This is a genomic window from Chryseobacterium sp. FR054, assembly GCF_056844565.1.
Window position 1 is genome coordinate 154,710 of sequence record NZ_JBXDSA010000003.1, and the last position, 15,049, is coordinate 169,758.

Consider the following 15,049-nt stretch of genomic DNA (forward strand, 5'->3'; position numbering starts at 1 on the left):
ACCGAATTTTTCTTTACAAACTTTTTACGCTGAATTTTCAAAGGTTACAAAAGATCCTGTCTGAACTTTGGGATAAGCAAACCATTAAACATCAACGCTATGAAAACGACCTACCTCAAACTATCATTATCCGCTGTTCTTTTACTGGGAATTCTTTCATGTAAAAAAGTAGGAGCACCCGACGCTGAAAGCAAAGCCTACGAAATGGCAGATTCTACTGCGGTACCTGTTACAGACAGTATATCTTCTGCTGCTTCTATCCAGGTAAAGGACAAGCAGTTCATTAAAACTGCCGATGTAAATATGGAAGTAAAAGATGTGTATGAAGCAACCGTTTCCATTGAAAAATCGGTTCAGGAGCTGGGAGGTTTTGTCACTCACAGCAACCTTACCAGCAATGTGGTTTCAGAAAATACCTACAACACGTCTGAAGAAGAAGCCATGCTCATCAAAAATACCAGACAGAAAATACGATGCAGGTTCGTGTTCCCGCTGAAAAGCTTGGTGAATTTTTAGCGTTGGTTAATGATAAAAAACTGTTCCTGAACTCAAGGGCCATTCATGCGGAAGATGTAACCTTTGACATCAAATATGCGGAAATGGAAGGGACAAGGATAAAAAAAACCGGTGAGAACATTGACAAACTTAAAGCAACAAAGGATAAAGTGGAGCTTGATGACCAGAATATGTCAGAAGGAAACCTTCAGAAGCTGGCCAGTATGAACACCGGAAACGATCTTAAATACAGCACCATTGACATCTACATTAAAGAGCCCCGGCTGCGCATTGCCCAGATTGCCGTGAGCAATACCACCAATATTGACCATCAATATAAATTCAATTTTATTTATGATGCTAAAAATGCTTTTGTTGAAGGTTTTTACCTGATTCAAAAGATTACGGTAGGTCTTATTACAGCCTGGCCGCTCCTGCTGATCATCGCTGCTGTGATCTATTTTTTAAGAAAAAGAAAGACAGTAAAGCCTGAACAGCCTAAAATTTCAGAATCATAAAAGCTATCCTAACCAACTGGTTATCATCATAATTTTAGATTTTACAGACCTCCTTTTTCAGGGAGGTTTTATTTTTTTTCAAAAAAAACTGTAACGAGTGGTGTACTGCTCTTACCTACTGTTTAAAAGAATAGAAAATCAAAAAAAATTATAACATGAAAAATTTAGTAAAACTCGGATTCGCAGCATTAACTTCAATGATTTTTATGACAGCCGGCGCACAACAGGGTAAAAAACAGAACAGTGAAAACAGTGTTCTCTGGGAAGTAACGGGAAATGGTCTTTCACAGCCGTCTTATATTACCGGAACCTGCCACATCATGTGCAGTAAGGATTTTGAAATAAAACCGAAGGTAGTGAAGGCTCTTGAAAAAGCAGACCGCTTTGTAACGGAAATCAATTATACGGATCCCAAAGAAATGGCAGCCATGCAGGGAATGTTTCAAACGGATAAGAAATTGTCGGATCAGCTTACGGCAGAAGATGCCAAAGAACTGGATAAAATTCTTGCTGATTACGGAACCAATCTCAAAAACATGGATAATTCCTCCTCTCAGGCTCTGTATGCGCTCATTTCCATGAAAGCCGTTCCATGTCCTCAGACTGAAATAAAATCTTATGAAATAGAACTTTTACAGACAGCCCTTAAAAACAAAAAAAGTATTGACGGTCTTGAAAAAGTGGAAGATCAGCTGACTTCAATCAATAAAGCATATGATCTGAAAGAAGTCATTAAACAGCTGAAAAATGGCAGGGAGTACGAAGCCCTTCTTAAAGGAATGATTGATGCTTTCAAAAAAGAAGATGTACAGTCGGTTTACAGTCTCTTTAAAAATGATAAATTTATGAGCGATAAACAGGAAAAAGCAATGCTTACAGACCGGAATAAAAACTGGGTGGAAAAAATGCCGGCTATGATGCAAAAGGGAACGAATCTTTTCGCAGTTGGCGGTGCCCACCTAATGGGAGATAACGGAATCATCAAGCTGCTCAGAGCCAAAGGATATACTGTAAAACCGGTATCAGAGCTATAATATAACCCAAACCATGACATTATCGTGAGCAGTCAGACTGAAGCCACTTTTTTAACGCTGATCAACCGGCACAAAGGTATTTTATATAAGGCCTCCCGCATCTATGCCGATTCTCTGGAAGACCGGGAAGATCTTCAGCAGGAAATTCTCATCCAGCTATGGAAGTCTTATCAGACCTTCAAAGGAGACAGTGAGTTTTCTACCTGGATGTACCGTGTAGCGGTCAATACGGCAATTACTTATCTGAAAAAGGAAAAGAAAAGAGCACAAAACCACACGGAAGCTCCCCGGCATTTCGAGGTACAGAGCGAGGAATACAATCCCGCAAAAGACAAGCAGCTGGAAGTCTTTTACCAGGCTGTTCAGGAGCTCAATCCTTTGGAAAAAGCGGTAATATTCTATTTCATGGAAGGAATGTCTCATAAAGAAATCGGCAGCAATTTAGGTCTCAGTGAAGGCAATGCCCGTGTAAAACTCAACAGAACAAAAGAAAAAATACAGCAAATCATCAAAAAAACAGGCTATGAATTTTGATCAATTAAAAGAACAGTGGAATAATGAAGAAAGCAATGTTCATATTCCGGACAATATAGAACACTTACAGGAAAGCAAGCATCCGGTTGAAAGGATAAGAAAAAGTATGAAAAAAGAATTTCCCGCACAGGTGCTGGCTGTAATTCTTATTGCCTTTTTTCCTTTACAGTTTGGATTTCCCTCATCACAGTATGTGATTTACTATACATCCTATGTTATGATGGCTGTAATATCCTGCTATTATCTGTTCGGGTTCTATCAATTTTATAAAAAAACCGGTCTTTATACCGGAAACACCAGGAACAGTCTCTGGAAGATCTACCATGAGCTCCGTTTAAACATGGAAAGATATCAGTCTTTTGGATTCCTGCTCCTGCCGCACTTCCTGATTACCATAGGACTTTTGATCTACAATACTCTTGAAGAAAAAGGAAAATCGCTGAGCCAGCTTGCAGAAAGCTATCAGCTGGCCCTGATCCTGATTGTACTTATCGGTACACTTGGAGTAGTTGCCAGTATTGTATTATGGACAAAATACGTTTACGGCCGCAATGCAAAGCAATTGGAAAAAATCCTTGATGATATGGATGAATAGATTTCCGTCTTCAGCATTTCTCCGCCGGAAAAAATTTATTTGAAGACTCTTAAAAAAACAATAACCATGAAACCTCAGATCAGATTCCGGGGTTTCTTTTTTTAAAAAAACGTTATTTATCACCCTCAAATTTATTTGAGGTTTTATTTTTCCTTAAATTTGCAGATCGGAAATAAAATGATATGAATTCTGATCTTTTTTTGACGGTTCTTTTCATTTTCCGGTTCACATAATTCTTATCCTATGCTATCAAAAATAAATCCTATAGAGACTGACAGCTGGAAAGCGCTTGATGAACATTTCGCAGGAAATGATTTCGATCTGAGAACGCTTTTCCAATACAACCCGAACCGTTTTAAAGAATTTTCTATCCAAAGAAATGATTTTCTTTTTGATTATTCCAAGAACCTGATCGATTCCAGAACAAAAGCTCTTTTACTGAAACTTGCAGAAGAATGCCAGTTGAAAGATGCCATTTCCAGGATGTTTTCCGGAGACAAGATCAACGAAACCGAGGGAAGAGCCGTTCTGCATACTGCTTTAAGGGATTTTTCAGATAAAGAAATCCTCGTAGACGGAGAAAATATAAAGCCACAGATCAGGAAAGTGCTTGATCATATGAAAGCGTTCTCCGAAAAAATTATTTCCGGGGAACATAAAGGTTTCAGCGGAAAAGAGATCACGGATGTGGTGAATATAGGAATCGGAGGATCGGATCTTGGTCCTGTGATGGTATGTTCAGCTTTAAAACATTTCAAAACAAGACTGAACGTTCATTTTGTTTCCAACGTAGACGGCAATCATATTGCTGAGACCGTGAAAAACCTGAATCCGGAAACCACATTATTCATTATCGCTTCCAAAACGTTTACCACACAGGAAACGATGACCAATGCCTATTCTGCCAAAGACTGGTTCTTAAAAGCAGGTAAAGAAGAGGATGTGGCAAAACACTTCGTCGCTTTATCCACTAATATTCAGGAAGTTAAAAAATTCGGAATTGCAGAGGAAAATATCTTTGAATTCTGGGACTGGGTTGGCGGAAGATATTCGCTTTGGAGTGCTATTGGCTTAAGCATTGTTCTTGCGGTAGGCTACGACAACTTCGAACAGCTTTTAAAAGGAGCATCCGATACTGACCAGCATTTCCAGACAGCTGACTTTTCAGAGAATATTCCTGTTTTAATGGGACTTTTAGGAATCTGGTACCGTAATTTTTACGCTGCAACAAGCTATGCCATTCTTCCTTATTCCCAGTATCTGGACAGGTTTGCCGCCTATCTTCAGCAGGGAGATATGGAAAGCAACGGAAAATGTGTAGACCGGAACGGTGAATTTGTAGAATACGAAACCGGCCCTATCATCTGGGGAGAACCTGGAACCAACGGACAGCATGCATTCTATCAGTTGATTCACCAGGGAACAGAACTTATTCCGGCAGACTTTATCGCTTATGCCAGGAGTTCTAATAAAGTTTCTGACCACCAGGATAAATTACTGGCCAACTTTTTTGCTCAGACTGAGGCACTTGCCTTCGGAAAAACAGAAGAGGAAGCGGGAGAGGAACTTAGACATTCCGGTAAATCTGAAGAAGAAGCAGACAGACTGTTGAATTATAAGGTCTTCCACGGCAACACACCCACTAACTCCATATTATTCAAAGAATTAACCCCTTTTTCACTGGGACAGTTAATTGCGATGTATGAACATAAAATATTTGTTCAGGGAGTGATCTGGAATATTTTCAGCTTTGACCAGTTCGGAGTGGAATTAGGAAAAGTATTAGCCAATAAAATCCTTCCTGAACTTGAAAATAATGAGACCATCAGTTCTCATGACAGTTCTACCAACGGACTGATCAATTATTACAAAGAAAACAAATAAAACCGGCTGGCTTCAGCATATGATAGTATCTAATAAATCTAAATAAAGTAAAAAAAGTAAAAATGGCAGAAATTCTTGACGGATTAAAAGTATCCAAAGAAATAAAAGCAGAGATCAAGGCTGAAGTGGAAAAGATTCTCGCATCAAAAAGAAGGGCTCCGCATCTGGTAGCTATTCTTGTGGGAAATAACGGAGCAAGCAAGGCATATGTAAACGCAAAAGTGAAAGACTGTGAGGAAGTAGGATTCCAGTCCAGTCTGATTAAGTTTCCAAGCACCGTTTCCGAATCCGAACTCCTGGAAACAATTGACGAACTGAACAAGTCCAAAGCAGTTGACGGATTTATCGTTCAGCTTCCTTTACCGGATCAGATAGATCAGGAAAAAATCATCAATGCCATCGATCCGAGAAAAGATGTGGATGGTTTCCACCCTGAAAATTTTGGAAAAATGGCCTTGGAAATGGATACTTTCCTTCCGGCTACCCCTTTCGGAATTCTGACGCTTCTGGAAAGGTATAATATTGAAACCAAAGGAAAAGACTGCGTTATTATCGGAAGAAGTAAGATTGTAGGACGACCGATGAGTATCCTGATGGGAAGAAAAGATTTCCCTGGAAATTCTACGGTAACCCTTACTCACTCTTACACGAAAGATATTGAAGAATACACCAAAAAAGCAGACATCGTGATCACAGCTTTAGGAGATCCTCACTTCCTGAAAGGAGAAATGATCAAAGACGGAGCCGTGATTGTGGATGTAGGAATTACAAGAGTAGATGATGATTCTCCAAAAGGATATTACCTGGCCGGTGATGTAGATTTTGACAGCTGTGCCGCCAAAGCAAGCTGGATTACACCGGTACCGGGAGGAGTTGGCCCCATGACAAGAGCCATGCTGATGAAGAATACCATCATCGCTTATAAAACTTCGGTTTATAACGACTAATTTTAAAATGAATAAAGAACAAGATATTTTATTAAAAGAAGGTAAAATGCTCCCTGTGATGGAGCATTTTTACACTTTACAGGGAGAAGGTGCCCACACCGGAAAAGCCGCTTATTTTATCAGGCTGGGAGGCTGTGACGTAGGCTGCCACTGGTGCGATGTGAAAGAGAGCTGGGACCCCAACCTTCATCCCCTGATGAATACGGAAGAAATTGCAGAAACAGCAGCAAAACACTGTAAAACAATCGTTCTTACCGGCGGAGAACCTTTAATGTGGAATCTGGATATTCTGACTTCCAGGCTTAAGGAACTTGGATGCAGCATCCATATTGAAACTTCGGGAGCCTACCCAATGAGCGGGCAGCTGGACTGGATCACGCTTTCTCCAAAGAAAACAGGTCTTCCGAAAGAAGAAATCTACCAGAAAGCCAATGAACTAAAAGTCATCATTTTCAACAACCACGATTTTACGTTTGCCCAGGAGCAGGCATCAAGGGTTTCCGGGAACTGCCGGCTGTACATGCAGAGCGAATGGAGCCGCCGTGATGAGATGTATCCTAAGATCACCGATTTTATTTTAGCCCATCCGGAATGGCAGGCATCAGTTCAGACCCACAAATATCTGAATATCCCGTAAAAATACGTACCTTAGCCTTTCGTATCCGTTATAACACCGATAGATGCAGAGAATTCGATACTCCAGATACCTGAAATCGATCATCATTTTGCTTGACCTTATGGTTATTGCATCTATTTTTATATTCTTTTTTGTCAGCAGAAACGAGGATTTAAAATATCACGAAGAAACCTGGTACCAGAATATTTTTTCACTGATACTGCTGTTTTTGTTCTGGATGCTGCTGAGCGGCAGGACAAAAATTTACAATATCCCGAGAAACCTTACCTACACCCTGTTTCTGGAACGTCTCCTGGTTCATTTTTTATTTTTTACACTGGGCGTTCTGCTGATCGGGAAAGTAAGTAAGAATGTATTCTTCACTTCAGATATTTACTGGCTTTTCTTCTATCTTTTTTTCTGTATTTTCTTTACAAGATCGATTATATTTTTCTCTATTAAATATTTCCGGTCTCTGGGAATCAATTACAGAAACGTTATGTTTCTGGGAGAAACAGATGCTACCGATATTTTAAAGAATATCTTCAAAAACAGAAGAGATTACGGATACAAAATATTTGAATATGAAAATTCCGATATTAATAACACAGAGTTAGTCACTTTCTGGAAAAAGAATGGTATCCATACCCTGTTTTTATCCACGGAAAATAATTTTGGCGAAGAACTGGAAACAGAGATCTTCCGGCTGGCAGAAGACAATAAGGTACATGTATCTCTGATTCCCAGCATTACCCAAAGTGACTTTTTCCTGTATGATCTCGGCTATATCCAGACCCAGCCTGTTCTGAACCAGGCCAAATATCCTCTGGATTATTATGCCAACTCACTGGTAAAAAGAACCTTTGACATGGTATTCTCCATTATTATCCTGATTTTTATATGTTCATGGCTGTTCCCTATTGTTGCTCTTTTAATAAAGACAACATCCAAAGGGCCTGTTTTTTTTGTTCAGAAAAGATATGGTTTTCATGAGGAGGTATTTGACTGTCTTAAATTCAGAACCATGGTGGTTAATGACCAGTCTACCATCAAAACAACTGAAGAAAACGATTCAAGAATTACCAGAATCGGAAAATTTCTGAGGAAAACCAGCCTTGACGAGCTTCCACAGTTTATCAATGTACTGAAAGGGGAAATGTCCGTAGTAGGGCCACGCCCTCATATGCTGGCTGTGGACAACTATTACAAACCCAAGATCGGAAGATACAGTTTAAGAAGTATGGTAAGCCCTGGTATTACGGGACTGGCCCAGGTAAGCGGTTTGAGGGGAGATTACGGAGATGTGGAAGTAGAAATGAAAAAAAGGATTCTTGCAGATGCCTTTTACGTAAGAAACTGGAGCTTTGTTTTGGATCTGGTCATCATTTTCAAGACGGTTTTCCTGGTTATTGGCGGAGATAAAAACGCGAAATAAATTAAACATACCAAGATCCGGATTGCGGAAATCTGTTGGATTCTGAGATTCAATAAGGCTCAGATCTTAAACTCGGTCTTAACTTTAATTAAATAAAAAAGTCTAATTTAGCGGCATGTTAAAAAAGTTTTTCACAGCAGTAGGAGAATACATCCTCCTTCTAGGTAAATCCTTACAGAAGCCTCAGAAAATGAGGGTTTTCTGGAAGCTGTTTATGAGAGAAATCAATGATTTGGGAGTCAACTCTTTCGGGTTAGTTGTCTTTACATCTATATTCGTAGGAGCGGTAGTGGCTATTCAGATGTTCAATAATTTTGATGCTTCCTCCTTTCCTATTCCTCCTTCTTTTGTGGGATATGCCACCAAAGCGGTTCTTGTCCTGGAATTTGCACCTACCATTATCAGCCTGATTCTGGCAGGAAAAGTAGGCTCTTATATCGCATCCAGTATCGGGACGATGAGGGTTTCCGAGCAGATTGACGCTTTGGATATTATGGGGGTAAATTCTCCTAACTTCCTTATATTCCCTAAAATTATCGCCTGTGTGATCTTTAATCCGCTCCTTATTGCCATCAGTATAGTATTTGGTATCCTGGGTGGGTATATTGCCGGGATTTTAACGGGAAACTGGACGGAAAACGATTATATTGTAGGGATCCAGATGTATATGCCGAACCTGTTTGTTTATTATGCCTTTATAAAAACTACGGTATTTGCTTTTATCATTGCTACGGTTCCTTCTTATTTCGGGTATAATGTAAAAGGCGGATCGCTGGAAGTAGGACGGGCCAGTACACAGGCAGTAGTATGGACGATGGTGTTCATTATTATTTCTGAATTAATTTTAACCCAATTAATATTAAGCTGATGATTGAGGTAAAAGATCTTAAGAAAAGTTTTGGAGATGTTGAAGTGCTTAAGGGAATTTCAACTTCGTTTGACAAAGGAAAGGTAAACCTGATCATCGGGCAGAGCGGCTCGGGAAAAACCGTTTTCCTGAAAAGTTTACTGAATGTATACCAGCCATCATCAGGAGAGATCCTTTTTGACGGTAAAGATATCAATACCATGACCCGTGATGAAAAACAGCATCTGAGATCAGAGATCGGAACTGTATTTCAGGGAAGTGCCCTTTTTGATTCACTTACGGTGGAGGAAAATATTATGTTTCCGCTGGATATGTTCACCAACCTTACTTACAGAGAGAAAAAGAAGAGGGTTTTTGAGGTAATTGGCAGGGTTCACCTGGATAAAGCCGGCAGAAAGTTTCCTTCTGAAATCTCCGGAGGGATGCAGAAAAGGGTGGCCATTGCCAGAGCAATCGTCAACAATCCGAAATACCTGTTCTGTGATGAGCCCAATTCCGGGCTGGATCCTTATACTTCCAACGTGATTGATGATCTTCTGCTGGAAATTACCAAAGAATACAACACCACCACCATCATCAACACCCACGACATGAATTCTGTAATGACGATTGGGGAGAAAATTGTATACCTGAGACTGGGAATCAAGGAATGGGAAGGAAATAAAGACGTACTGATCACTGCGGGCAATAAAAATCTTATTGATTTCGTTTATTCTTCAGAACTGTTTAAAGAGCTGAGAGAATATTTACTTGAAAATAACAAAACGATTGAAAATACAATCACTAAAATAGATGATAATGAAAAAGGTACTTAGTATAGCATTAATCGGATTTTCGATGCTGGCTTCCGCACAGATCTCACTGGCAGGTAAGGCCAACTTAATATTCCCTACGGGATCTCCTTCCTGGAAAAACATCAAGGGAACGGTAAATGAAGCAATTGACGGGACAGGAAAAAACAATGCCGGTTTCAATGTAGGACTTTCATTAAAAGTTGGGCTTCCGACTTCTCTTTTTGTAATGCCGGAATTATATTATACCCACTTCAAAAATGAATTTACAACCGAAAATACCACTTTTGATGTAAAAAGCAACCGTATTGATATGCCGGTTCTTTTAGGATATAATGTACTGGGCAATATGCTGGGCGTTTTTGTAGGACCTGTGGCCAGTTATAATTTAAGTACGGATAATACGTACAATGATTTTAAAGAAAATGCCAAAAACAACTTCACGGTAGGCTACCAGTTCGGAGCCCAGCTGGAAATAAAAAAACTGATCGTGAATGCGAGATATGAAGGAGCTTTCAGTAAGGATGAGAGAAACTTCATCAATAAAGTTTCGGGATCGGAGATCAGATATGATAACAGACCGAACTTATTTATGGTAGGTTTAGGATATAAGTTTTAAATCAATCGAAATAACAACTATAAGAAAGCCCTCTGAATCTTAGATTTGAGGGCTTTTATTCTGTTCCTGAAGTTCTGCTTCCCGTTTGGCAATATCCGCCGCCTGTTTTTCAAGTTCTTCTTTGTCTTTCTGAAGCTGTCTGAATTCTTTTTTCTTCTGTTCGGCCTTCATCGCACTTCCTTTGCTCAGATAGCCTACCATCCCTCCGATGATCAGTCCGATTCCAACTCCGGCCATCATTCCCATCATATGGGAGAGCGTAATTTTTTCAACGGTAAAATCCGTCGTCAGGTAAAAAAGAAGTGCCGAAACTGCAAGCAGTATAAGCCCGGTAATTGATAAGCTTTTCATAATATCGTGTTTAGTGGTTGTAGTAAAAAAGCCTTACTAATTTACGAAAAAATAAAATAAGGCTTTATACAAGATTAAAAATTCAAATTATATCTTTCCTCCGGCCGCTTTATAATATTCTAAAGCTTTTGGAAGGTTTTTGTTGATATCTGAGATCCTGGTTTCCGGATTAGGGTGGGTAGACAGGAATTCCGGCTGCCTTGCTCCTGAAGAAGCGGCTTCCATCCTGTTCCAGAACGGTACTGCCTCTCTCGGGTCATAGCCTGCCATCGACATCAGATACAGCCCCATCTGATCTGCTTCAGATTCCTGGCTTCTGCCGTATTTCAATAAGGCAACCTGAGAACCGATAGGATATGCTTTTTCAAAAATACTGGCCCACTGCGCATTGGAAATAGTACTTCCTAAAATAGCTCCTCCATACTGTGCCATCATAGCCTGGGAAATCCTTTCATTTCCATGTCCTGCCAATGCATGGGAAACTTCGTGCCCCATTACTACTGCCAGACCGTTATCATTTTTAGTAACCGGCAGGATTCCTGTATATACGGCAACTTTTCCACCAGGCATACACCAGGCATTCAGCTCGTTACTCTGTAACAGGTTGAATTCCCAATTGTAATTGGCAAGATCTGCCGATCTTCCTATGTTCTGATAATATTTTTCTGCGGCACTTTTTATTCTGCTTCCCACACTCACCACTCTTTTAGCGTCTGCTGTACCGGTGATGATCTTGGATTTAGACAATGTCGTTTTATATTCCTGAGCAGACATTGTTAGTATTTCTGAATTATTGGCGATCTGTAATGAAGACCTTCCCGTAATGGGATTGGTCGTACAGGCTGAAACTGTCAGCGCAATTGCCCCTATTCCTAATAGTTGTGTTATTTTCATTGTTCGGGTGTGTTAATAATTCAACATTTACAATTTCTATTCCAAAATGGTTATGAAAGAATATATTTGCATACATTTTGCTATTTAAAATTAACAATAATTATGGTTATGAAAAAGTATATTTCATTTATATTTATTTTTGGATTTCTGTTTTTCTTCCAAAGCTGTTCTTCACAGGCTTCAGCAGATCCGAAAATAGTAGACGCTCTTGTGAATTCCCGGGAGTTTACATTTTATGCGCAGCGTGCCAATCCTACCAATTACGATGTCATCCGGGTAATGAATTCAATCCCCAATTCCACTGCATCAAGAATACTTGAATTAAACGGAAATTACACCATAGAATTCCGTGGGAATAAAATGGATGTTGTTCTGCCTTACTTCGGGAGAGTCTTTACCTCAACCAATTATGGAAATGCTGACGGCAACAGTTACAGATTTACCTCCAATGATTTCAGCATCAGTAAATCCCAGAATAAAAAAGGTACATGGACTTTAATAATCAAGCCGAATGATATAAAAAATGTGGAACAAATCAATATAGAAATTTTTAAAACCGGAAAAACCTTTGTATCGGTGAGAAGTAATGACAGACAGCCGATTACGTATGACGGATATATTTCAAAAAATGAAGAAACCAAAAAAGAGGAAGCTAAACCTTAATCTTTTTTCGATAAAAACTTCTCAACAAATAATTTTGCTTCAGTACTTGGATTGGAAACCATTTCTGAAGCATTTTTTTTGTGCATGATATAGGCTTCCTCTACTGCATCACTTTTTTTCATCAGGGCGAGTATATATTCCTGCACCCAGTACTCAAAACGTTTTTCAGCCTGCTGTGTACGGATTTCTTCAAATCTTCCGGTTTTCTTTTTCAGGCTGATGAATTCATCGATTTTTCCGTACACCTCATCCAGCCCTTCATTATTCAGTGCTGAGCCCAGCAGTACGGGAATTTTCCAGTTCTTTTCTTTGGGAGGAATAAAGTCTAGAGCACGTTTCAGCTCCAGCCTTGTATTTTTGGCTTTCTGAAGATTATCCGGATCTACTTTGTTAATGAAAATAAGATCTACCATTTCCATAATACCGCGTTTGATCCCCTGAAGTTCATCTCCGCCTCCGATAATTTTAAGAAATAAAAATACATCCGTGATATCAGCAACCAAAACTTCAGACTGACCTACTCCTACGGTTTCGATAAGAATATAATCATAGCCGGCTGCTTCGCAGATCATCATGGTTTCAAAGGTGGTATTGGCTACACCGCCTAAAAAACCGGAGCTTGGTGAAGGACGTATAAAAGCATTCTCTTCTTTAGCCAGCTCTTCCATTCTGGTTTTATCTCCTAAAATACTTCCTTTATTGATAGAAGAACTTGGATCAATAGCCAGAACCGCTACTTTTTTCCCGTTCGCAATGGCCAGCCTCCCGAAACTTTCGATGAACGTAGATTTTCCGGCACCGGGAACGCCTGTTATTCCTACACGCACAGACTTTCCGGTGAAAGGCATTATTTTTTTCAGAAGTTCTTCTGCCTGGATTCTGTGTTCTGCCTTTTTACTTTCGGCCAATGTAATTGCTTTTGCGATCAGGCGTTTGTTTCCTGACCGTATTCCTTCTATTAGCTCTTCTGTAGAAAATTTCATTGATCCAAAATTAATAATTAAAACTGAAAAGGCAATATGTAAAGGCATGGCAAAAGGCTTTAGCTGATTATTAATTTTTATTTCTTCTAAATTAAAACTAGCAGCAGACCGCCCAACGGGAAAGGGAAATTCCTACATTTGTTATTATTCAAAAAAAATAAGAAACATGAAAAAAATAGCTGCTGGCCTATTACTTACCGGAATTTTATTGGCATCCTGTACCCCGAAGGCTTCTACCGCTTCTCCTGCGGGACCTGCTGTTTCTTCGGCTGAACAGATTGCCCAGGGAAAAGTAATATTTGAAAACTCGTGCGGAAAATGCCATAAACTGCCGGATCCTACCTCCCATACTTCTGTACAGTGGGTAGGTATTATGAACTCTATGGCACCGAAAGCCAAGCTGAATGACGAGCAGCACCAGTGGGTCTATGATTACATTGTTTCTGTAAAGAAATAAGCATCAACAAACAAAATAAGGGATATGAAAAAATTAATTTTAAGTATGGCTGCCGGTTCTGCGTTTCTTGTATCATGCGGACCTAAAAGTACGGCTGTAACAGGCCCGAAGTATACGGCATCTGAACAGCTTGTTCAGGGTAAGACTATTTTTGAAAATTCATGTGCCAAGTGTCACAAGCTTCCGGATCCTGCCAAACATGACGATCAGGGCTGGATAAAAACTCTGAGCAGAATGGCTCCAAAAGCCAAGTTAAATGATGATCAGCACCAGATGGTTTATGATTATCTGATTTCTGTAAATAAAAAATAAGCTTTCTTTTGAAAGCTTATTTTATTTCAGTGCTATCCCTAAACCCGGCTTTCCTGAGAGAATAATCTTCCCGTTCTCTACAAAATTTCCGGAAGCATCATCATTGGATATCAGATTGGCGCCGTCCAGATCTGCAAAATCTGTGAGCCCGGCCAGAACACAGCCCGCAGAGATTCCAACGGTAGATTCTGTCATACACCCGATCATTACTTTATATCCCAGTTCTTTTGCTTTTCTGATCATTTCCAGAGCAGGAGTAAGGCCACCACATTTCATCAGCTTAATATTGACGCTTTTATAATAGGGAATCAATTTTTCCAGAGAATCTATATCCCGGCAGTCTTCATCTGCCATCCAATTGGCAGAACCCTCTTTTTTTAAAACTGTATACTGATCAACCGGTCGTGGCTGCTCTATGTAGGTAAATTTCTGTATTTCTGAGTTTTGCTGAAGCCAGATACAATCTTCTTCGGTAAAACTGGCATTGGAATCCAGGGCGATATTCCGGTTGAGTTCCAGCAGTTTTTTGATATGATCTTTATCCAATCCTTTGCATTTCACTTTAAATCTGTTCCAGCTGCTTTCTTCTATTTTCCGCATCTGATCTTCAATATTTCCAACCGAAATGGTAATAGAACTTTCTGTAAGATTTTCAGCCGGAAGACTGTTCAGTTCGATAAAACTTTTATTTTCGAGCTTCCCGAAAAGATCCCAATAAGCACAATCCAGGGCTGACAAGAGGAATGGATGCAGATTCATTGCTGAAATGGTTCTGAAAAATTCAGCAGGATGAACAATGGTCTGATTTTCCAGCAAAGGCTGAATTTCCTTCAGTTTTATCATAAAATCCTGAAGACTGATCCGGTAATAATCTATCGCCACACACTCTCCGTATCCTTTGAAGCCCTGATACGATAATTCTATGAGAAGAGCATCTCTCCGGTTATAATTTCCGTAAGCAATGGAAAAGGTTTCTTTCAGCAGAAGCTGCCTGATACCGAAACTGACTGTTATTTTCATCATTTTAACTTTTAATTGCCGAAAATAATACGG

Annotated in this window: 19 protein-coding genes; 15 read left to right on the top strand and 4 right to left on the bottom strand. The window is 39.7% G+C overall.

The features are described 5' to 3' along the window. The first annotated feature begins 99 nt into the window (after window positions 1-99). The 12 genes from AC106S_RS13435 (at window position 100) to AC106S_RS13490 (ending at window position 10,336) form a co-directional block, all read left to right on the top strand. A complete protein-coding gene (locus AC106S_RS13435; protein ID WP_482439780.1) occupies window positions 100-516 on the top strand; it encodes a hypothetical protein in 417 nt (138 codons plus the stop codon). Continuing rightward, window positions 474-1,013 (top strand): hypothetical protein, encoded by a 540-nt coding sequence (locus AC106S_RS13440; RefSeq protein WP_482439781.1) that lies wholly within the window; start codon window positions 474-476, stop codon window positions 1,011-1,013. Before AC106S_RS13435 ends, AC106S_RS13440 begins: the two co-directional genes overlap by 43 nt. 155 nt (window positions 1,014-1,168) lie before the next feature. Continuing rightward, on the top strand, window positions 1,169-2,047 hold the full coding sequence (locus AC106S_RS13445; protein ID WP_482439783.1) for a TraB/GumN family protein: 879 nt from the start codon (window positions 1,169-1,171) through the stop codon (window positions 2,045-2,047). Between the two features lie 99 nt (window positions 2,048-2,146). Beyond that, on the top strand, window positions 2,147-2,581 hold the full coding sequence (locus AC106S_RS13450; RefSeq protein ID WP_482440604.1) for an RNA polymerase sigma factor: 435 nt from the start codon (window positions 2,147-2,149) through the stop codon (window positions 2,579-2,581). After that, window positions 2,571-3,176 carry a hypothetical protein gene (locus AC106S_RS13455; RefSeq protein ID WP_482439784.1) on the top strand — a complete coding sequence of 202 codons (606 nt, stop codon included), beginning with the start codon at window positions 2,571-2,573 and terminating at the stop codon, window positions 3,174-3,176. Before AC106S_RS13450 ends, AC106S_RS13455 begins: the two co-directional genes overlap by 11 nt. A 243-nt stretch (window positions 3,177-3,419) precedes the next feature. After that, entirely contained in the window at window positions 3,420-5,060 is a 1,641-nt protein-coding gene (gene pgi, locus AC106S_RS13460) for a glucose-6-phosphate isomerase (RefSeq protein WP_482439785.1), read from the top strand. A gap of 62 nt (window positions 5,061-5,122) precedes the next feature. Continuing rightward, a complete protein-coding gene (locus AC106S_RS13465; RefSeq protein ID WP_482439787.1) occupies window positions 5,123-6,007 on the top strand; it encodes a bifunctional 5,10-methylenetetrahydrofolate dehydrogenase/5,10-methenyltetrahydrofolate cyclohydrolase in 885 nt (294 codons plus the stop codon). A gap of 7 nt (window positions 6,008-6,014) precedes the next feature. Continuing rightward, on the top strand, window positions 6,015-6,644 hold the full coding sequence (locus AC106S_RS13470) for a 7-carboxy-7-deazaguanine synthase QueE (RefSeq protein ID WP_482439789.1): 630 nt from the start codon (window positions 6,015-6,017) through the stop codon (window positions 6,642-6,644). A 43-nt stretch (window positions 6,645-6,687) separates the two neighbouring features. Next, window positions 6,688-8,058 (top strand): exopolysaccharide biosynthesis polyprenyl glycosylphosphotransferase, encoded by a 1,371-nt coding sequence (locus AC106S_RS13475; protein ID WP_482439791.1) that lies wholly within the window; start codon window positions 6,688-6,690, stop codon window positions 8,056-8,058. A 115-nt stretch (window positions 8,059-8,173) separates the two neighbouring features. Continuing rightward, the gene (locus AC106S_RS13480; protein WP_482439793.1) at window positions 8,174-8,926 is read left to right on the top strand and encodes an MlaE family ABC transporter permease; all 753 of its coding nucleotides are present in this window, start codon (window positions 8,174-8,176) and stop codon (window positions 8,924-8,926) included. Then, complete coding sequence (locus AC106S_RS13485) at window positions 8,926-9,741, top strand: ABC transporter ATP-binding protein (protein ID WP_482439794.1); 816 nt, start codon at window positions 8,926-8,928, stop codon at window positions 9,739-9,741. Before AC106S_RS13480 ends, AC106S_RS13485 begins: the two co-directional genes overlap by 1 nt. Beyond that, on the top strand, window positions 9,725-10,336 hold the full coding sequence (locus AC106S_RS13490; protein WP_482439795.1) for an outer membrane beta-barrel protein: 612 nt from the start codon (window positions 9,725-9,727) through the stop codon (window positions 10,334-10,336). Before AC106S_RS13485 ends, AC106S_RS13490 begins: the two co-directional genes overlap by 17 nt. Before the next feature lie 39 nt (window positions 10,337-10,375). Here AC106S_RS13490 and AC106S_RS13495 read toward each other — a convergent pair whose 3' ends face one another. Both AC106S_RS13495 and AC106S_RS13500 read right to left on the bottom strand, forming a co-directional pair. Next, window positions 10,376-10,687 (bottom strand): hypothetical protein, encoded by a 312-nt coding sequence (locus AC106S_RS13495; RefSeq protein WP_482439796.1) that lies wholly within the window; start codon window positions 10,685-10,687, stop codon window positions 10,376-10,378. 87 nt (window positions 10,688-10,774) lie between these two features. Further along, window positions 10,775-11,581 (bottom strand): M48 family metallopeptidase, encoded by an 807-nt coding sequence (locus AC106S_RS13500; protein ID WP_153396418.1) that lies wholly within the window; start codon window positions 11,579-11,581, stop codon window positions 10,775-10,777. Window positions 11,582-11,689: 108 nt separating this feature from the next. On the opposite strand from AC106S_RS13500, the gene AC106S_RS13505 reads away from it, so the two are divergent. Further along, window positions 11,690-12,244, top strand: a complete 555-nt coding sequence (locus AC106S_RS13505; protein ID WP_482439798.1) for a DUF4251 domain-containing protein — start codon at window positions 11,690-11,692, stop codon at window positions 12,242-12,244. On the opposite strand, the gene meaB is transcribed toward AC106S_RS13505, so the two are convergent. Next, window positions 12,241-13,227 (bottom strand): methylmalonyl Co-A mutase-associated GTPase MeaB, encoded by a 987-nt coding sequence (meaB, locus tag AC106S_RS13510; RefSeq protein WP_482439799.1) that lies wholly within the window; start codon window positions 13,225-13,227, stop codon window positions 12,241-12,243. The two genes, AC106S_RS13505 and meaB, sit on opposite strands and share 4 nt — an antisense overlap. Window positions 13,228-13,393: 166 nt before the next feature. On the opposite strand from meaB, the gene AC106S_RS13515 reads away from it, so the two are divergent. Further along, complete coding sequence (locus tag AC106S_RS13515) at window positions 13,394-13,684, top strand: c-type cytochrome (RefSeq protein WP_482439800.1); 291 nt, start codon at window positions 13,394-13,396, stop codon at window positions 13,682-13,684. Between the two features lie 24 nt (window positions 13,685-13,708). After that, a complete protein-coding gene (locus AC106S_RS13520) occupies window positions 13,709-13,996 on the top strand; it encodes a cytochrome C (RefSeq protein ID WP_482439801.1) in 288 nt (95 codons plus the stop codon). A gap of 21 nt (window positions 13,997-14,017) precedes the next feature. Here the strand turns inward: AC106S_RS13520 and AC106S_RS13525 are convergent, their stop codons facing one another. Continuing rightward, entirely contained in the window at window positions 14,018-15,019 is a 1,002-nt protein-coding gene (locus AC106S_RS13525; RefSeq protein WP_482439802.1) for an enolase C-terminal domain-like protein, read from the bottom strand. Window positions 15,020-15,049: the final 30 nt, after the last annotated feature.